Below are 18,308 nucleotides of genomic sequence, written 5' to 3' on the forward strand. Positions count from 1 at the left end.
GGGAGTGTTGAATGAGAGCTTTCTATGCCTTACTTCTGATTCAAATATTCGGTTGGGTTTGTGTCCCTGAAGCTTTTGCGCAATCGCTGGGTACCGTAAATTTTGAATTTGATTCCGATCGATTGGATGAAGAGGGTAAAGCGCAGGTCGCCGCCATTGCAGAAGAGCTTATCGGGACCCCAAGCTTGAAACCAATAGTGTTCATTGGTTATGCGGATGCGATTGGAAGCAGTTCGTATAATCAAGCACTGGGACAGCGTCGCGCGGAGCGTGTAGGTCAGGAGTTCTTGGAATTGGGGGTGCCGGCAACGCGGGTCGGAAACATCTCCAGTCGAGGCGAGAGGGACTTGCTCGTAAAGGTGGTCACAAGAAGCCGCGCAAACCGGCGCGTGGTTGTCAGCATGGGCGATATTATCGCCGCGTGTCCAAGCTACCGCACTGTTGCTGTAAATTCCTCCATGATAGGCGACGCTATGCAAAACGACCTGCAAACCAATCTGAGCGCTGCAATCACAAACTATCAGCTATTGGCGGGGAACGGCCGCAATAGCTCTGCTTTTCAGATGGCGGGAGCTGCACGCGCAAGCTGCGAGCAGGCAATCGTTCTACACGACATATCAATACGTAAGATCGAATATGCCCAGAAGTGTTTCTGCGATCACGCACGAATGGTCACGGCTCTGGGGCAATAACTGCACTGTCAGAGATCATGTCAGAGGAAACAGGCTTGAGGCAGATAGGGTGGGGCGGTAGCGTTCTGCCATGCCAAAACCATCCCCATTTCGCTACTTCAAGACCAGCCCTTAGTGATCCTCCCCCACTGAAGTGGTCCGCCGCTATGTTTAGAGAATGGAGGATTCACGATGGGAAATAAGCGACACAAGCCCGAGGAAATTGTCACGAAGTTACGGCAGGTTGAGGTGCTTGTCGGGCAAGGAATGGCGCGGGTTGATGCGATCCGTGAGGTTCGCATAACCGAACAGACCTATTATCGCTGGCGCAAGCAATATGGTGGGATGGGAACCGACCAACTTAGGGATCTAAAACGCCTTCAGAAGGAGAACGAACGGCTGAGAAAGGCTGTGTCCGACCTCACTCTGGACAAGTTGATCTTGGCGGAAGCTGCGAAGGGAAACTTCTAAGCCCCGCGCGTCGCCGGACTTGTATCGATCACGTGCGAAGCCAGTTCCGGATTTCTGAACGTCGAGCCTGTCGTGTGCTGAAGCAACACCGATCTACACAACGAAAGTTGCCTCGGGGCCGAGCCGATGAAGAGAAACTGGTCGCGGATATGATTGAGCTGGCACGTCAGTATGGCCGATACGGTTACCGCCGGATCGCGGCATTGCTGAGAGATGGAGGCTGGCAAATCAACGACAAGCGTGTGGAGCGTCTGTGGCGACGTGAGGGGCTGAAAGTGCCAATGAAACAACCGAAGAAAGGGCGGCTCTGGCTGAATGATGGATCATGCGTTCGGCTCCGGCCCGAGCATCGCAATCACGTCCGGTCTTATGACTTCGTGCATCATCGAACCGACGATGGAAAGGTGTTCCGCACTTTGAACATCCTCGACGAACACAGCCGGGAATGTCTGGCAATCAGGGTAAAGCGCAAGCTGGGCTTTGTCAGAGGGATGGCCCTTGATGAGGGTAGGGCGGTTGCGTAGCCTCGCTCCATGACCAAACGTAGCCCCTTCCGTTACTTTCGAACGTCACCAGAAATCATTCGCTTGGCGGTGATGATGTACATCCGGTTTCCACTGTCGCTCAGGAACGTCGAAGATCTGCTACACGAACGCGGCATCGACGTGAGTTATGAATCTGTTCGGTTTTGGTGGCTGAGGTTTGGGCCGAAATTCTCCTCGGAAATCCGCAAGAGACGATCTCAATCGATGCGTTGTCACTCGAACTGGAAATGGCATCTGGACGAGATGTTTGTGAAGATAAACGGCGAGCGGTACTACCTTTGGCGGGCTGTCGATCACGAGGGCGAAGTCTTGGAAAGCTATGTGACAAAGACCCGAGATAAGAAGGCAGCATTGAAATTTCTCAAGAAATCAATGCGTAGGTATGGCCGCCCAAATGCGATCGTGACAGACAAGCTACGCTCTTACGGCGCCACGTTGAAGGAAATTGGCAACGCGGACCGGCAAGAAACTGGCCGCTGGGTGAATAATCGAGCCGAGAATTCCCATCTTCCATTTCGACGAAGGGAGAGGGCGATGCTGCGCTTCCGGCGATTGCGAAGTCTGCAGAAGTTCGTGTCCATCCACGCCTCTATTCTCAACCTATTCAACTCGGAGCGCAGCCTCCAATCCAGACCAAATTTCAAGTTAAATCGTGCTGCTGCTCTCTCTGAGTGGCGCCAACTTTGTGCGGATTAAAGGGCAGCATCACTGTCCCAGCTGAGACTCTTTCGAATTAGTCTGACAGCACCTAAAGGACAATCTTGCAGGCATTGTTAAGACGAGTTTGAGTTCGTCTGACAGCACTCAAAACACACTTAGCATAAACTCCATCGTACCGCATGAACTATGCTAATCGTTATGTGAGCGCATCTGAAAACCAGCCGCTAACGCATCCATCATGTCTCTGCGGCGTACGGGTTTTGTAAGAAAGCTGTCCATGCCCGCCCTGATGCAGGCTTCGTAGTCGCTACGGTGCGCGTTGGCAGTTAGAGCAATGATATGCGGCTGTTTCTGCGGCATTTTACGAATTGCTCTGGTGGCTGCCAGTCCATCCATATTCGGCATAGACATGTCCATCAGTATGATATCTGGCACGCAGCTCCTGACCTTTTCCACGGCCTCCTGTCCGTCGGTCGCGATCAACAGGGTGATTGGTAGGTCTTTCAGAAGTTTTTGCACGATAAGGCGGTTGGTTGGGTTATCCTCGGCCAAGAGGACAGTGCCGCCTTCAAGTGTGCCTAGCTCCGGAATAGCTTGAAGATTCACGCTAGGTTTGATGGACTGATTGACGCTTGGACAATCCACCTGGATCACAAAACATGAGCCGATACCTAAGTTGCTGGTTGCGGTTATATCTCCACCCATCAAGCGCGATAATTGACGTGATATTGCCAGGCCAAGACCAGTGCCTCCAAATTGGCGCGTGGTGGTGGCGTCTGCTTGCTGGAATTGGTCAAACATTTTATCGATACGGTCTGCTGGGATGCCTATACCGGTGTCTGTCACGCTTATAACAAGTTTGCTGTTACTGTTGAGATCGGCTGTATTAACGGTAATGTCCACGCTTCCGCTTTCAGTGAATTTGATTGCGTTACCGATCACGTTGATAAGTATCTGGCGGAGGCGGCCGTCATCACCCCAGACGATCTGAGGTAAGTTTTTCGCACAATCTAGTGTCAAATCGAGCGACTTGGCTGCCGCTTGGGGACGCATCAAGTTCATCACTTCGACTAAACAGCTTTTCAGATCAAAGGCGACTGGATTGATTTTTAAGTGCCCATCTTGCAGCTTCGAAAAATCAAGAATGTCGTTGATTATTGTCAATAGCGCCTGAGATGACTGTTGAATGGTCTGGACATAGAGGGACTCCTCTGGGCCAAGATCCGCCTCGTTCAAGAGATCGGACATGCCGATAATACCATTCATGGGTGTGCGGATTTCGTGACTGATGGTGGCTAGGAAAGACGCCTGTGTCCTTTCACTTAATTCCGCAGCGTGTTTAGCTTCGGCGAGCTCGCTTTCGCGTTTCTTTGTTTGTGTGATGTCGCGGTCTACTGAGATAGCCATCTCGAGGTTACCGTTTTCGTCAAATACTGGCGAGAGGTTTGTTTCAACCCAAAATGGATCTCCCGTCTTTGTATAGTTTACATTTTCGCCACGCGCTGACACGCCATTGCGGATTGCGTTTGTGAAATGCTTGAGAGTAGCGGGGTTTGATCGGGGTCCATGTAGGCATTCGCTGGGGTGCTTGCCGACCACTTCCGAGAGTGTGTAGCCGGTTTTGCTTGTAAAGGCCCCATTGATCCAGATAATGCGCGCCTGAGGGTCCAGCATGATTATGCTGTCCAGCGCATTTTCGGCAATTGACGATAAGCGTCTGCTTTCTCTCTGTTGATCTAAAAGGGATGCATTCGAGCGGGCAAGTTTAAGCGCTTGATCGAGCTGGTTTCTTTGTTGGTTTAAATCCCGCATCCTGATCTTCATCATGTAATTTATGAAAGGAAGCATTGTGTAGGCAATTATCAAGGTTGCGATAAAATTGTATATAACCTGTTCATTGCGGTATTCCATAACAAACAAGTCGAATACAAACAGCGCAATAGCCGCGATGCCATAGATAGCTAATTTCGCCCACTTGGCTACGCGATGGAATGATAGAAAAATGATTGTATCGGTGGTTCCTAGTGCCAAGTAAGAGAGGCATAGCGGAAATGCGGCTTCTTCTGGGAAGGAAGTCCACAAAACACTTACAAACCCAGTCACGCCTAATGCTTGCGCAACGGATGCCACGGTCACGGTACGTTTTAGGTTTGGCAAAGGTACTTGCCGGTTTAGGTCGTGCTCAATGTTTCGCAGTAGAAAAAGTTCGATCAACGTACCAAAAGTTGCCATGATCAAGGCTATAAGGGCAGTCGACAAATCTGCACCAAAGAACAAAATCAATGCGCCAAGAACATATAGTATAACTCGGCCAATACTGTCCTTTTTGCGTCTTTGGGAGTAGTGCAACAGCATTCCACTAGGGCTGTTTTTGTTGTCATAAGCCTCTATGGCGTTTCTCAGTTCATTGGTTTCTAGGTACATCGCATCGCATGATCATTGGCTATCAGACATTTACGTATGTGGCGGAGAGAGTTAAAATACTTGAAACATCCAACCTGTTTCGCAAAAAAAAGGAACTGTTAAAAGAAACCGCAGTTGGTTAGAGCAGGCCGCTGACCTGGGTTCAGGAATTCGGTAACTGGGGCGCTTCATTCAATTGGTTTCGGGTATAACAATCGATCCGCCGGAGCGGCTGTTTCGGCATTGTTAGTGTCCGCTACACCTTCTCCCGCGGCTTTCCCCTGAGATCCGTCGGGTACTTGCTTCGGTTCTCGGCCAGGTCGATGGCGGCCAACATGATGCTGGTTCGATGTAATTCCGATGTGCCTGTCTCATAGGCGTACTTGGCAAAGAACAGCGGCAGTTCAGACCACGGCATCAGCGGAACCACGTCCCTGGGAGACCTCGTAAGCCCGCGCCCAAGCTAGTAAGGGGTAAGGCAATGACAAGGTCAGGTCATTCTCGGTGCCTCATAGTGTTGGAACTCGCTGCCTTCGATCTAAATCCGATGAACTATGACAGCGATACGTCGTGTGAGAACAACAATTGCGATTTTGCGACCGCGGCGTTGAGCCAATTGGACGCCACATGTTCGCAACCAAGTCGACCGGCCACGGCTCATCATGACGGTTGCGGCTCGGCACGACGCACGCCTCGGACCCACGTCACCAGCTTTGGTGATACCGCCTGGCACGTCTATTGCACCGGACTGATTGCGTAAAGGCGTCAAACCGACCTAGGCACCAACTCCCTTTGACGATTGAAAGCGAGCCGGATCATCGACCACAGCACGGAATGCCAACGCTACCATTGTTCCGATCCCGAGCATCGACATAAGGCGTCGGCATATTGGATCATCCCCAGCCAATTAGCGCACGCGCTTTTTGAGGCCGACCAGTTCCTGTAGCAGAGATGCTCTGGCACGCAGCATTGGTGCTGTAGAGGTTTCCAGCATTGGATTCCCATCTGCCAATTCCTGAGTGTGGGCCTCGAATCTGTCGCGAGAAATCATGCCCACCTTGAGGCCAAAGTTCAGCGGCAGTCCTATCAGCGACATTTCCAAGGCGATCATGTTTTGTTGAATGGCCTTGCGGGCTCTGAGAAAGGTACGGTTTTTTTGAGCCAAAACCGAGTTGCAGTGAACCGTGCGGAACCAGCTAAGGTGATGCAGACGAGCGAGCCCCTCGACATCGCGCCGACCCGTCTTGATTGGCATGGCCATCAATGCGCCTCCGACTTGACGCGTTTCTATGAATACCGCACCAAGGTCAGCCCACAGTGCAGCCATTGCGACAGTGGCCCGGCCTCCAGACCAATCGCTGCGATACTGCCGTCAAGTTTGCCCAACCAACGCTTCAGAACTTCACTTTCAGTCTCCGCTTCTTTGATAATCTGACCGTGTTCGCTGGTCACACAAATAGATGTCTTCGCAAGCGATAGATCCAATCCAATAAATAATTTAATCCCGCCATCCTCCATTTGGGATGAATACGGGGATGGCGAAAGCGCGGTGTTGATCTGGCAAGTGGCAAGGTTGGTGAGTGACGCAGGCCCCGCTAAAGCATCTGATAGCCAATAGATTAAGAGTGCTGCTGGGGCGATGGCTGAGAGGAAGACCTTCGGGCATTTGCCATAACGGCTTACCACGCGCCGCCAGGATCATGGCAGAGGAAACCGGCTTCAAACGAAGAGGGTGGGGCGGTAGCGTTCCCATATGCCAAAATTACCCCAATTTCCCTACTTCAAAACCAGCTATTAGAGTACCCGCATTGCAGTGATTACGTAGATTCGGTTTCCCCTGTCGCTCAGGAGTGTCGAAGATCTGCTGCACGAACTTGGCATCGATGTGACCTATGTGTCTGTTGGATTTTAGCGGCAGAAGTTCGGTTACAAATTCGTATTAGAAATCCTTGAAAGACGAACTTAATCGATGCGTTGTCACTCGAACTGGAAATGGCGCCTGGGCGAGGTTCTCGTGAAGATTAGCGGCGAGCGTTGTTGCCCTTAGTAGACCGTTCGAAGCCACCTTGCCCCTGTCAAGTACCACCCGTCTCTCACTACCGTTTAGTCTGAAAGCTCTGGCCACCCCGCTTCTGTTAAACTTTGGATTAGGAAATTGGCTTCGTTGGGATCTTGCAGGAAGATGCTTCCCATCAAATCTGGCCTGAAAAGTGGTCGCTCTGATTGAATCTTTTTGATTAAGCTTCGTGCCTCTTCATGGTGACCAATGGCTTGGTAAGCAGCCGCCAGATAAACCAATGGGGCCACGTCGTGGTCTTGGTCGAGCGCCAACTGAACAGCTTCTAACGTATCAATGGTCTCCTCGTAGTACCCTAAGTGGAAATTAGCGTATGCGTAGATACGTGTCGGCGTTGAGTCATCATTTTTGGAGTTATGAGGTTTGAATCGGAGTGCCGCATCTCGCGCTAGTTTATACCGATGGGTAACAAAAGCTACGCTCATATATGTTTTTGCAATATAATCATCCAATGGTGCGCGTTCATATGCTGTCTCCAAAAGAAAGACTGCGCCTTCAAAATCCTTGTCGACATAAGCTATTAAACCAGCACTTGCTTTTACCCAAGGGTGGTCAGGATCTAAATCCATAGCTTTGTCTCTCATTGCCAAAGCTTCAGACAAATATCTCTTTGAAAGCCCTCCTCCTGTGGTCATCAGAGACTGCGATGCCAAAGCGTAGCCTGCAGTAGCGTACCCTGGAGCATAAGCCGGATCACGCAAGATGACTTCTCTTGCGATCTCAAGTGCCTTTTTCTTACCTTTAATATTTTGAAACGGAAAGAGAAATCTACGACTCGTAAGTTCTAAAGCTCCGACCGAAAGCTCGGAATAATCGCTCCCAATAGAAGAATCAATAAATTGTGCGCCTATATGATTTTCACGTTTCTGACCATGTAAAATCCGCTTTGAGCCGAAATCACTAAGGCCCAAGGCAAAAAGAAAACCAGATAATAAAACTATGTAAAAAGTTATTGGTGTGCTGCCATTGCGATGCTGCCGTCTAACTAAAATTTGTCCTTCATTTGAGTTCGAATTTTCATTTTCTTCAAATCTTAGACGCGCCTGAATTGTATTTGTCTTGATAATAATGGGGTCATTCGAACCCTCACCCTCATAGTATTGACCAAGTTTTTCTGATAAACGAGCCAATGTGAATGAAAGTTTTTGCTCCGCCGCAATTTTAGGATAATCCCCGAATGCATGCGCCAAAACATTATCTTTTGTGTTCAAGGAATCATTATTAGATAGCTCTCGCTCTACGAGAAATCGCAGCAAGAATGACAAATTCGGATCATGCTGAAAAAGAGTACTGCTCAGGACGCGCTGGCAGGTCAGGCGAATTTCTTGATGCTCCATTCTTTTATTCTCGAGATGGGCACTATTATATTCTACCATTAGCACACCCAATTTTACTACTCTCTGTTTATCAATGTTGCTGTCGATAGTGTGAGCTGGTCGCTACAAATTGCATTACCAAGTTCAATTCACTCTGTCACCTGAGGCAAACGAGCGCATGTGATCCTCCCCTGATCCTCCCCCACTGAAGTGGTCCGCCGCTATGTTTAGAAAACGGAGGATTCACGATGGGAAATAAGCGACACAAGCCCGAGGAAATTGTCACGAAGTTACGGCAGGTTGAGGTGCTTGTCGGGCAAGGAATGGCGCGGGTTGATGCGATCCGTGATGTTCGCATAACCGAACAGACCTATTATCGCTGGCGCAAGCAATATGGTGGGATGGGAACCGACCAACTTATGGACCTAAAACGCCTTCAGAAGGAGAACGAACGGCTGAGAAAGGCTGTGTCCGACCTCACTCTGGACAAGTTGATCTTGGCGGAAGCTGCGAAGGGAAACTTCTAAGCCCCGCGCGTCGCCGGACTTGTATCGATCATGTGCGAAGCCAGTTCCGGATTTCTGAACGTCGAGCCTGTCGTGTGCTGAAGCAACACCGATCTACACAACGAAAGTTGCCTCGGGGCCGAGCCGATGAAGAGAAACTGGTCGCGGATATGATTGAGCTGGCACGTCAGTATGGCCGATACGGTTACCGCCGGATCGCGGCATTGCTGAGAGATGGAGGCTGGCAAATCAACGACAAGCGTGTGGAGCGTCTGTGGCGACGTGAGGGGCTGAAAGTGCCAATGAAACAACCGAAGAAAGGGCGGCTCTGGCTGAATGATGGATCATGCGTTCGGCTCCGGCCCGAGCATCGCAATCACGTCTGGTCTTATGACTTCGTGCATCATCGAACCGACGATGGGAAGGTGTTCCGCACTTTGAACATCCTCGACGAACACAGCCGGGAATGTCTGGCAATCAGGGTAAAGCGCAAGCTGAACTCTGGCGATGTGATCGACGCCTTGAGCGACCTGTTCATCCTGCGCGGTGTGCCTTCCTATATCCGCTTTGACAGCGGCCCAGAGTTCATTGCTCAGGCGGTTCAGGACTGGATTAAAGCCGTTGGCGCCAAGACCGCCTACATCCAGCCGGGCAGCCCCTGGGAGAACGGATACTGCGAAAGCTTCAACGCCCGGTTCCGCGACGAGTTTCTAAACGGTGAGGTCTTCTACAGCCTGCGCGAGGCTCAAATCCTGATCGAACAATGGAGGAAACACTACAACACCAAACGACCGCATAGTGCTCTGGGCTACCGCCCGCCGGCGCCGGAAACCGTCGTCCCGATGGACCAGAGGCCAATCATGCACTAACAATCAAACTGGACCACTTGGGTGGGGCTGATCAAGGGGATGGCCGACCTGAAGTCATTGTGACCGACAAGCTTCGATCCTATGGTGCTGCGTTGAAGGACATCGGCAATGCTGATCGACAGGAAACGGGGCGCTGGGAAAACAATCGCGCCGAAAACTCGCACTTGCCCTTTCGACGAAGGGAGCGGGCTTTGTCAGAGGGATGGCCCTTGATGAGGGTAGGGCGGTTGCGTAGCCTCGCCCCATGACCAAACGTAGTCCCTTCCGTTGCTTTCGAACGTCACCAGAAATCATTCGCTTGGCGGTGATGATGTATATCCGGTTTCTACTGTCGCTCAGGAACGTCGAAGATCTGCTACACGAACGCGGCATCGACGTGAGTTATGAATCTGTTCGGTTTTGGTGGCTGAGGTTTGGGCCGAAATTCGCCTCGGAAATCCGCAAGAGACGATCTCAATCGATGCGTTGTCACTCGAACTGGAAATGGCATCTAGACGAGATGTTTGTGAAGATAAACGGCGAGCGGTACTACCTTTGGCGGGCTGTCAATCACGAGGGCGAAGTCTTGGAAAGCTATGTGACAAAGACCCGAGATAAGAAGGCAGCATTGAAATTTCTCAAGAAATCAATGCGTAGGTATGGCCGCCCAAATGCGATCGTGACAGACAAGCTACGCTCTTACGGCGCCGCGTTGAAGGAAATTGGCAACGCGGACCGGCAAGAAACTGGCCGCTGGGTGAATAATCGAGCCGAGAATTCCCACCTTCCATTTCGACGAACGGAGAGGGCGATGCTGCGCTTCCGGTGATTGCGAAGTCTGCAGAAGTTCGTGTCCGTCCACGCCTCTGTTCTCAACCTATTCAACTCGGAGCGCGGCCTCCAATCCAGACCAAATTTCAAGTTAAACCGTGCTGCTGCTCTCTCTGAGTGGCGCCAACTTTGTGCGGATTAAAGAGCAGCATCACTGTCCCAGCTGAGACGAGTCCGAACCCGTCTGACAGCACCTTTGTGCGGCATAATGGAAAGCGTCACTGTCTTTGTAGAGACGAGTTCGCATTCGTCTGACAGCACCCTTTCACCCGTGTCGGGCCTATTCTGAACCCGCATTCCGTAGGGATAAGTGTCTCACCCGTCAAACAGTTAAAACTGACATTCTGAAGCATGGGTCATCCGCAAGGTCGATCCTGTCGTAACCCACAAAACACTAACCGAGTGATCCAAATGCGCGACCATGCTCTCAAAACCTTGCAGGATTTTGTCCCGAAAATGGGGCTCCACTACGCGTCTGGTCGCAATTATGACAAAGGGGCAGGTCGGCACACTTCGGTGTCCTGCCTGTCCCCATACATTCGGCGGCGCCTGATCACAGAGGAAGAAGTGGTCGCGCAAGCTTTGGCGAACCACGGGTTGGATGGTGCCGAAAAGTTCATTCAAGAAGTTTTTTGGCGCAGTTATTTCAAAGGCTGGCTGGAGCGTCGCCCAAGTGTTTGGCGCAGTTATCGCTTAGGGTTGAGGTCGGATCATGATACCATGCAAACTGACCGCGCACTGCGCAGGCGATTGACACAGGCCGAAGCCGGTGAAACCGGGATCGCTTGTTTCGATGCGTGGGTTGATGAGCTCTTAGACACTGGCTATCTCCACAATCATGCGCGGATGTGGTTTGCGTCGATCTGGATTTTCACCTTGTCGCTGCCCTGGCGTCTGGGAGCTGATTTTTTCCACCGCCATCTTCTGGATGGCGATCCGGCCGCCAACACTCTGAGCTGGCGCTGGGTGGCTGGGCTTCATACACGCGGCAGGGCCTATCAGGCCAAAGCCTGGAATATCGCCAAATACACCAACCTACGCTTTGACATCGGGGACGCTGATCTTGCTGATCCTATCGCGCCTCTCGATTATTCTGAGCCCGATGGATTGCCCCGTATTCAACGGATTAGGGACGTTGTCACCCCAAAACCCGACGTCCCCACAGCGTTGCTGATCAGTGAGGAAGACTGTTCCCTAGATGCTTTTGCGTTGTCGGATCTAAATCTTGTTGGTGCCGCAACTATTTCGGCCAGTCACCTACGATCGGACTTGCCGGTCGCCGATCACGTAACACAGTTTGAACGCGAGGCCTTGGGTGATACTGTCTCACGCCTGAGCCTCCAAGCTGACCATCTCACGGCGACTGATTCTAATGAACTGGCGCGATGGGCCACTGAGGCCGGCGCAAAACAGATTGCAACGGCATATATCCCCCAAGGCCCCCTCCATGATTGGTTTGAAGCTGCCGCACCAGCGTTAAACGCAAAGGGGATTGCGTTATGTGAATGGCGACGGCCCTGGGATGAGGCGATTTGGCCCCACGCGACAGCGGGATTCTTCAAGGTGAAAAAACAGATTCCCAAGGTGCTGGAAAGCTTGGGGCTTTACTGATGTCGTGCAGCAAAATCCTCATCATCGGGTCTGGCATCACTGGCCTAAGCTGTGCGGGAAAGCTTGCAGATGCAGGTTTGAACGTCATGGTTCTGGATAAGGGCCGCGGTGTTGGAGGGCGGCTTGCCACGAAACGCACGCGATGCGGTCGACAATTCGATCATGGCGCGCAGTATGTGACCGCGCGCGCGCCCAACTTCCATGCAGTCCTGCGTTCTATGCGGGCGGCTGCAACCGTTGATGTCTGGGAAGCTGGAGCGCCTGAACCACATTTTGTTGGCGTTCCCGGTATGAGCGGTTTGCCAAAGCATCTGGTGACCGGACTGGATGTAAGCCAAAACACCACCGTCGAAACTGTTGCCGCGCGTGACGGGGGGTGGACTGTCACGACCCAAACTGACAGCCTTGCGGCCAGCCATGTTGTGGTAACAACGCCCGCGCCTCAAATCACGCCGCTGATCGGCGTTGATCACCCGCTCACTCGTCGTCTACTAAGTGTCGAAATGGCCCCCTGCCTAACGCTCATGGCGGCCTTTAAAGACGGGCAACCGATCCCTTTCACCAGCAAGCGGATGCCGCAGCAGCCCCTTTCATGGATTGCTTACAACAGTTCCAAGCCCAGTCGTTTGTCGCAAGGGTGTTGGGTAGCTCAAGCCAGTGTGGACTGGAGTGTGGAAAACCTCGAACGCGACAATGCCGAGCTCGCAGAGCTTATGTTGCCGATGCTGTGCGCGCAAATTGGGGCGGATCCTTCAGCGGCGCAGTATGTCGCTGCTCACCGCTGGCGCTATGCGCGGTCCACGAGTCCCCTTGGCGAGCCATTTTTGCGTGATAACAGCCGCACGCTGTATTTGGGAGGGGATTGGTGTATTGGTCCCAGAGTTGAGGCCGGATGGATCAGTGGCCGCGCCATAGCCGACGATATTCTGAAACGAATTTGAGGAATTGTCAGAGGAATCTCTGCTGCTAAGTACAGGGTGCCAATCTAGCCTCTGGCCATGACAAAACGCTCTCCTCTTCGCGACTTCAAAACCAGCCCATAAATCATCCGGTTGGCTGTGATGATGTACATTCGATTCCCCCTGTCGCTGAGGAATGTCGAAGATTTGCTACACGAACGTAGCATCGACGTGAGCTTCGAACCCGTTCGGTTTTGGTGGCAGCGGTTCGGTCTCAAATTCGCATCGGAGATCCGCAAGAGAAGATCTCAATCGATCATGTGCCACTCGAACTGGAAATGGCATGTGGACGAGATGTTCGTGAAGATCAGCGGGCAGCGATACTACCTTTGGCGGGCCGTTGATCATGAGGATGAAGTCCTAGAAAGCTATGTGACGAAGATTCGAGATAGGAAGGCAGCATTGAAATTTTTCAAGAAATCAATGCGTCGTTACGGTCGGCCTGGCACACTCGTAACCCACAAATTCCGCTCCTACGGTGCTGCGATGAGGGACATTAGCAACGCGAACAGGCAAGAAACTGGCTGATGAGTGACCAATCGCGCAGAGAATGCCCATCCGCCATTACGACTAAGATAGAAGGCGATGCTCCGCGTTAGACAAATGCGATGTCTGCAGAAATTCGCATCCGACCATTCTTCGGTCCACAATCACTTCAATCATGAACGCCACCTTTACTCACGCGAATATTTCAAACTGAAATGAAGCGCGGCTCTCGCTGAGTGGTGGTGTCTTTGCGCGGTACAAAGGACAGTCTTGTTGGCATTGTGGAGACGAATTCGATTTCGTCTGACAGCACCCCCTATCAACTTATAACCTTCATCACGACAACCATCAGTAGGGAATACAACGCTATGCCGCCGCCAATCAAGAAAACCGCCCAATTCCTCATTACTGTGGCTGTCGCAATTGACTTCATTTGGTACACTAGATCAGGCCAAGTGTAGGAAACAAAGTCACCTTGCGTGAATACAGCCTTAATTCGACCTTTGTCGTCAACGACGGGCAGACGCCGGAACCGTTCGTTGGACATTATTCTAAGCCACTCTATCAAGTCATCTGTTTCATTCGCGAGTCTGGGGTTGGCAGTCATGATATCGGAGAGAACTGTCGTGGTTGCGTCTAACCCTTTTGCAACCAGTTTATTCATCACATCCCTTTCGGTAACCACTCCAATTACTTTGTTATCAGGATCGACAACTATTACCGAGCCATAGTTTCTCTCGGACATTTTATTAACAGCGTTGAATACGCTTGTTGCAGGCGATAGTGTCAGCGGCGATTTCTTTGAACGATACTCAGGACGATCCATGAGACGGTTGCCGGGGCGGTCTGATTTTTGTGGCATGTTTTTCCTCCATAACGATATACAAAACTGCTTGTTGCTTGTCCTCACATCTAATGCGGCGCGGCATTGTCCGCACATACTAGAAGTGTTGTTGCTGTTATCTTAAACCGGAATTGGCCTATCATCGGTTGGCAGCTTTTAGCTTAAGGTATTTCGCCGTTGTTTTCAAACTTAGGGTCAGGACTCATAGCCAGTAAATAACGAGAGCTGCGAGGGCGATGGCGGACAGGAAGACCTTCGGGCATCTGTCGTATCGAGTTGGGACACGCCGCCAATCCTTCAACCTGCCGAACATGATTTCGATCTGGTTGCGCCGTTTGTAGCGGCGCTTATCGTACTTTACAGTCTTTTTGCGCCGCTTTCGACCAGGGATGCAAGCGCGTATCCCTTTGTCTTTCAACGCTTCTCGGAACCAATCGGCGTCATAACTCCGATCTCCAAGCAGCCAGTCCACTTTGGGCAATCTGCTCACCAATGCCCGCGCGCCGATGTAGTCGCTGACTTGCCCGGCTGTAACGAACAGGTTGAGAGGGCGTCCCCGGCTGTCGCAGATGGCGTGCAGCTTGGTATTCATACCGCCCTTGGTTCGGCCAATCAGGCGTCCTCGCCCCCCTTTTTGACGCCCAAACTGGTCGCGGTTCGGTGAGCCTTGAGGTAGGTGGCGTCAATCATCACAGTCCTCTCTTCGCCGTGTTCGGCAGCCAGACCTACCATCATCTGCGCGAAGATACCTTTGTCGCTCCAACGCTTCCAACGGTTGTACAGCGTCTTGTGCGGCCCGTACTCCGCAGGTGCATCGCGCCACCGCAACCCATTGCGATTAATAAAGATAATCCCGCTCAAGACACGTCGATCATCGACGCGTGGTTTGCCGTGGGATTTAGGAAAGAAGGGCTCAAGACGCGCCATCTGCGCGTCCGTCAACCAGAAAAGATCAGACATGTTCACCGCTCGTTTTCAAACCGTGAAGCATGCCATTAGACGGAAATCAATGGGTCCTGACCCTAAGGGTTGATACGGGCTTTGATGATGCTGACCGGTGCTGTTAGAGGAAACTCGGTTGTGAAAGGCGGTGCGGGTCTTGTTAGATAAACATGGCTTGAGCCAGAGCAGGGCGCCGAGTAGCGGCCCCGAATGACCAAAGGCTCCCCTTTCAAGTACTTCAAAACCAGTCCCGAGATCATTCGTCTTGCGGTAATGCTCTATGTCCGGTTTCCGCTATCGCTCCGAAGTGTCGAAGACCTGCTGCACGAGCGTAGCATTGACATTAGCCATGAAACCATACGGTTCTGGTGGAACCGATTCGGGCCGATGTTTGCGTCTGAGATCCGCCGCCGGCGCGTTCAGCAGCTGCGCAGGCCTTGTCAGAGGAAACCAGCTTGAGATGGGCAGGGCGCTGAACTAGCGTCTGGCTATCACAAAACGTGACCCATTTAAGTATTTCAAAACCAGCCCCGACATCATCCGCCTGGCGGTGATGTTGTATGTCCGGTTCCCGCTCTCGCTCCGGAATGTGGAGGATCTGCTGCACGAACGCGGCATCGAAGTGAGCCATGAAACGAGCCGGTTCTGGTGGAACCGATTTGGCCCGATGTTTGCCTCTGAGATCCGGAGAAAGCGGGTTCAGCAACTTCGCGCATACTCGAATTGGCAATGGCATCTGTATGAGGTTTTTGTGAAGATCAACGGCCAAACCCACTATCTTTGGCGGGCCGTCGATCACGAAGGTGAAGTTCTGGATAGCTATGTGACAAAGAAACGGGATAAGAAGGCAGCATTGAAATTCCTAAAGAAATCAATGCGCAGCTATGGCCGACCTGAAGTCATTATGACCGACAAGCTGCGATCCTATGGTGCTGCGTTGAAGGACCTCGGCAATGCTGATCGACAGGAAACGGGGCGCTGGGAAAACAATCGCGCCGAAAACTCGCACTTGCCCTTTCGACGAAGGGAGCGGGCGATGCAGCGCTCGCGGCGACTTCGAAGTTTGCAGAAATTCGCTTCCGTCCACGCCTCGGTCCTCAACCTCTTCAATTCGGAACGTAGCCACTACTCTAGACCAAATTTCAAACTGAACCGCGCTGCTGCACTTGCCGAGTGGCGCGGTCTGTGCACAAAATAAGGACAGCCATGCTGTCCTAACTGAGGCGAGTTCGTATCCGTCTGACAGCACCGTCCGGAAATCTTCGACAGTAGCGGTTCATGACAGATCATCCAAAATCGGAATCGGCTCATCTTTTGAGAACCCAATTGACAGCACCAGCCAGAGGCAAAAACTTGCTGGAATTGTCCCTTTTCACGGCCGCGGCTTTTAATTTCTGATTTTTTCTATAAGTAATTTTTTGAGAGGATAGAAATCATGTCTGACAAGAGTATTCGGGATCACAACACCCGCGAAAGAGATCGTCTAAGCATCGCGGATGTGATTTGTGAAATACCTTTGCCGGATACTTGGTGTTCAGAGGCCTTTATGGACAGGATCGCGCGCTCAGAACGTAAAAGGTTATCACACTCCGCAGTGTTCGATCGCCATGCAAAAGACAGTTGACGGTAATTGGCTTTCGACGCCAAAAAAACTAGCTGCTGTCCGTCGTCAAAGTTTTTGGAACCAAAAGCGGCGTGAACTAAGAGAGTGTTCGGCTCATCGGGTCGGTTTGATTATGCTGCGCGTTGACTGTGATGCAAGCGTCGCGCTTCGAATGTCTTCCGTTTGATCCTTTCTCGTTGTTCCAGAATGGCTTGGTCACGTCCGAAGTAGACATCGGCTGGTGTGACGTTTTTCAGGCTCTCGTGATATCGCTGGTGATTGTAATGATCGACGAAGGCTTCGATTTGGTCTTCGAGATCGCCGGGCAGGAAATAGTTTTCCAGCAAGATCCGGTTCTTCAAAGTTTGATGCCAACGCTCGATCTTGCCCTGCGTCTGGGGATGATACGGCGCTCCACGTGAATGTTTCATGCCTTTGTCCTGCAGCCACTCAGCCAGGTCACCCGAGACATAACTGGAGCCGTTGTCGCTGAGTAGGCGCGGTTTGTGGACAACGTGGACCTGATCGCACCCTGACGCCTGCAAAGCCAAGTCCAGCGTGTCAGTCACATCCTCCGCCCGCATGGTCGTGCAGAGCTTCCACGAGATGATGTAGCGGCTGTAATCGTCCAGGATTGTGCTGAGATAGAACCAGCCCCACCCCAGAACCTTGAGATAGGTAAAGTCGGTCTGCCAAAGCTGGTTGATGGCCGTTGTCTTATGCTCGAACTCATTCGCGGCTTTCAGCACGATGAATGCTGGGCTGGTGATCAGGTCATGTGCCTTGAGCGTGCGATACACTGTGGATTCCGATACAAAGTACCGTTCTTGGTCTGTGAAGGTCACCGCCAACTCGCGGGGTGACAGCTCTGTCTCTTTCAAGGCGAAGCTGACGACCTTGCGCTTCACCTCGTCTGGAACGCGGTTCCAAACGTGTTTGGGCTTGGGAGACTGATCCTCAAGACCAGCCTCCCCGCGCTGCAGGTATCGGTCGTACCAACGGTAGAATGTGGTGCGAGGGATACCCAGTTTGGCCAATGTACGACGCGCTGACAGATGGCTTTCTTCAACCAACCGGATGATCTCCAGCTTCTCGGATGCGGCATACCTCATTCGTGGTCGCCCCCATCGCCTGTCATGCTTTTTTTGAGAAGACGCAGTTCCAATGTTTGCTCCGCGACAACCTCCTTGAGATCCTTTGCTTCGCGGCGCAGTTCTTTCACCTCGTCAGTGTTTGCGGCACGCGCTGTATCGCCCGCCAGCCGCTTCTTACCGGCCTCCATGAAGTCCTTCGACCATTTGTAGTAAACGCCTTGAGAAATCCCCTCGCGGCGACACAGTTCAGCTATGCTGTCCTCGCCACGAAGACCATCAAGGACGATACGGATCTTCTCTTCCGCCGAATACTGTTTACGGGTGGCGCGCTTGATATCTTTAACGATCTTCTCGCCAGGGCTCTTCGTAGTCTTTCTCATCTTCCACTCCTTAGTGGTTACGATGAGCCAGAAACTCTCCCTTATCAAATCACCCTAATTG

Annotated in this window: 13 protein-coding genes and 7 pseudogenes; 11 read left to right on the top strand and 9 right to left on the bottom strand. The window is 51.9% G+C overall.

Annotation, left to right across the window (positions count from 1 at the left end):
• The first annotated feature begins 11 nt into the window (after window positions 1-11).
• The 3 genes and pseudogenes from SIB38_RS09775 to SIB38_RS09785 all read left to right on the top strand — a co-directional run bounded on the left by SIB38_RS09775 (window position 12) and on the right by SIB38_RS09785 (window position 2,383).
• Window positions 12-692 (top strand): OmpA family protein, encoded by a 681-nt coding sequence (locus tag SIB38_RS09775; RefSeq protein ID WP_412551936.1) that lies wholly within the window; start codon window positions 12-14, stop codon window positions 690-692.
• Window positions 693-863: 171 nt separating this feature from the next.
• Window positions 864-1,618 (top strand): annotated as a pseudogene (locus tag SIB38_RS09780) (IS3 family transposase); the annotation flags it as partial.
• 57 nt (window positions 1,619-1,675) lie between these two features.
• Window positions 1,676-2,383 carry an IS6 family transposase gene (locus SIB38_RS09785; protein ID WP_412551937.1) on the top strand — a complete coding sequence of 236 codons (708 nt, stop codon included), beginning with the start codon at window positions 1,676-1,678 and terminating at the stop codon, window positions 2,381-2,383.
• Between the two features lie 153 nt (window positions 2,384-2,536).
• Here the strand turns inward: SIB38_RS09785 and SIB38_RS09790 are convergent, their stop codons facing one another.
• The 6 genes and pseudogenes from SIB38_RS09790 to SIB38_RS09815 form a co-directional block, all read right to left on the bottom strand.
• Window positions 2,537-4,702 (bottom strand): ATP-binding protein, encoded by a 2,166-nt coding sequence (locus SIB38_RS09790; RefSeq protein WP_412551938.1) that lies wholly within the window; start codon window positions 4,700-4,702, stop codon window positions 2,537-2,539.
• A gap of 586 nt (window positions 4,703-5,288) precedes the next feature.
• A pseudogene (locus SIB38_RS09795) lies at window positions 5,289-5,624 on the bottom strand (transposase).
• Between the two features lie 33 nt (window positions 5,625-5,657).
• On the bottom strand, window positions 5,658-6,011 hold the full coding sequence (locus SIB38_RS09800) for a hypothetical protein (protein WP_412551939.1): 354 nt from the start codon (window positions 6,009-6,011) through the stop codon (window positions 5,658-5,660).
• Between the two features lie 26 nt (window positions 6,012-6,037).
• A complete protein-coding gene (locus tag SIB38_RS09805; RefSeq protein ID WP_412551940.1) occupies window positions 6,038-6,202 on the bottom strand; it encodes a hypothetical protein in 165 nt (54 codons plus the stop codon).
• Window positions 6,203-6,358: 156 nt separating this feature from the next.
• Window positions 6,359-6,445: pseudogene (locus SIB38_RS09810) on the bottom strand (IS5/IS1182 family transposase); the annotation flags it as partial.
• Window positions 6,446-6,853: 408 nt separating this feature from the next.
• Window positions 6,854-8,203 carry a tetratricopeptide repeat protein gene (locus tag SIB38_RS09815; protein WP_412551941.1) on the bottom strand — a complete coding sequence of 450 codons (1,350 nt, stop codon included), beginning with the start codon at window positions 8,201-8,203 and terminating at the stop codon, window positions 6,854-6,856.
• A 188-nt stretch (window positions 8,204-8,391) separates the two neighbouring features.
• Here SIB38_RS09815 and SIB38_RS09820 point away from each other — a divergent pair.
• The 6 genes and pseudogenes from SIB38_RS09820 (at window position 8,392) to SIB38_RS09845 (ending at window position 13,603) form a co-directional block, all read left to right on the top strand.
• A protein-coding gene (locus SIB38_RS09820) for an IS3 family transposase (protein WP_412551942.1) occupies window positions 8,392-9,518 on the top strand; the annotation gives its coding sequence in 2 pieces (ribosomal slippage) (window positions 8,392-8,656 and window positions 8,656-9,518; 1,128 coding nt in all).
• A gap of 41 nt (window positions 9,519-9,559) precedes the next feature.
• Window positions 9,560-9,709 (top strand): annotated as a pseudogene (locus tag SIB38_RS09825) (DDE-type integrase/transposase/recombinase); the annotation flags it as partial.
• 53 nt (window positions 9,710-9,762) lie between these two features.
• Window positions 9,763-10,470: pseudogene (locus SIB38_RS09830) on the top strand (IS6 family transposase).
• A 269-nt stretch (window positions 10,471-10,739) separates the two neighbouring features.
• Entirely contained in the window at window positions 10,740-11,939 is a 1,200-nt protein-coding gene (locus SIB38_RS09835; protein ID WP_294119717.1) for an FAD-binding domain-containing protein, read from the top strand.
• Complete coding sequence (locus SIB38_RS09840) at window positions 11,939-12,880, top strand: NAD(P)/FAD-dependent oxidoreductase (protein WP_412551943.1); 942 nt, start codon at window positions 11,939-11,941, stop codon at window positions 12,878-12,880. Before SIB38_RS09835 ends, SIB38_RS09840 begins: the two co-directional genes overlap by 1 nt.
• Window positions 12,881-12,982: 102 nt before the next feature.
• Window positions 12,983-13,603: pseudogene (locus SIB38_RS09845) on the top strand (IS6 family transposase).
• Window positions 13,604-13,703: 100 nt separating this feature from the next.
• Here the strand turns inward: SIB38_RS09845 and SIB38_RS09850 are convergent.
• On the bottom strand, window positions 13,704-14,246 hold the full coding sequence (locus SIB38_RS09850) for a cyclic nucleotide-binding/CBS domain-containing protein (RefSeq protein WP_294119714.1): 543 nt from the start codon (window positions 14,244-14,246) through the stop codon (window positions 13,704-13,706).
• Window positions 14,247-14,430: 184 nt separating this feature from the next.
• Window positions 14,431-15,188, bottom strand: a protein-coding gene (locus tag SIB38_RS09855; RefSeq protein ID WP_412551944.1) for an IS5 family transposase whose coding sequence is annotated in 2 segments (ribosomal slippage) — window positions 14,431-14,867 and window positions 14,867-15,188 — 759 coding nt in all. Because the reading frame shifts where the segments join, the coding sequence is not laid out codon by codon here.
• Between the two features lie 192 nt (window positions 15,189-15,380).
• On the opposite strand from SIB38_RS09855, the pseudogene SIB38_RS09860 reads away from it, so the two are divergent.
• Both SIB38_RS09860 and SIB38_RS09865 read left to right on the top strand, forming a co-directional pair.
• Window positions 15,381-15,602, top strand: a pseudogene (locus SIB38_RS09860) (IS6 family transposase); the annotation flags it as partial.
• A 58-nt stretch (window positions 15,603-15,660) separates the two neighbouring features.
• A complete protein-coding gene (locus SIB38_RS09865) occupies window positions 15,661-16,368 on the top strand; it encodes an IS6 family transposase (RefSeq protein ID WP_412552033.1) in 708 nt (235 codons plus the stop codon).
• Window positions 16,369-16,904: 536 nt separating this feature from the next.
• Here SIB38_RS09865 and SIB38_RS09870 read toward each other — a convergent pair.
• A protein-coding gene (locus SIB38_RS09870; RefSeq protein WP_412550264.1) for an IS3 family transposase occupies window positions 16,905-18,247 on the bottom strand; the annotation gives its coding sequence in 2 pieces (ribosomal slippage) (window positions 16,905-17,920 and window positions 17,920-18,247; 1,344 coding nt in all).
• Window positions 18,248-18,308: the final 61 nt, after the last annotated feature.

This window comes from Shimia sp. MIT910701 (assembly GCF_047126315.1).
GTDB lineage: Bacteria > Pseudomonadota > Alphaproteobacteria > Rhodobacterales > Rhodobacteraceae > Shimia.

Coding starts and splice junctions, on each gene's coding strand:
- SIB38_RS09850 (WP_294119714.1), bottom strand. CDS start 14,246: ATGCCACAAAAATCAGACCGCCCCGGCAACCGTCTCATGGATCGTCCT.
- SIB38_RS09785 (WP_412551937.1), top strand. CDS start 1,676: ATGACCAAACGTAGCCCCTTCCGTTACTTTCGAACGTCACCAGAAATC.
- SIB38_RS09800 (WP_412551939.1), bottom strand. CDS start 6,011: ATGGCCATGCCAATCAAGACGGGTCGGCGCGATGTCGAGGGGCTCGCT.
- SIB38_RS09790 (WP_412551938.1), bottom strand. CDS start 4,702: ATGCTGTTGCACTACTCCCAAAGACGCAAAAAGGACAGTATTGGCCGA.
- SIB38_RS09815 (WP_412551941.1), bottom strand. CDS start 8,203: ATGGTAGAATATAATAGTGCCCATCTCGAGAATAAAAGAATGGAGCAT.
- SIB38_RS09775 (WP_412551936.1), top strand. CDS start 12: ATGAGAGCTTTCTATGCCTTACTTCTGATTCAAATATTCGGTTGGGTT.
- SIB38_RS09840 (WP_412551943.1), top strand. CDS start 11,939: ATGTCGTGCAGCAAAATCCTCATCATCGGGTCTGGCATCACTGGCCTA.
- SIB38_RS09835 (WP_294119717.1), top strand. CDS start 10,740: ATGCGCGACCATGCTCTCAAAACCTTGCAGGATTTTGTCCCGAAAATG.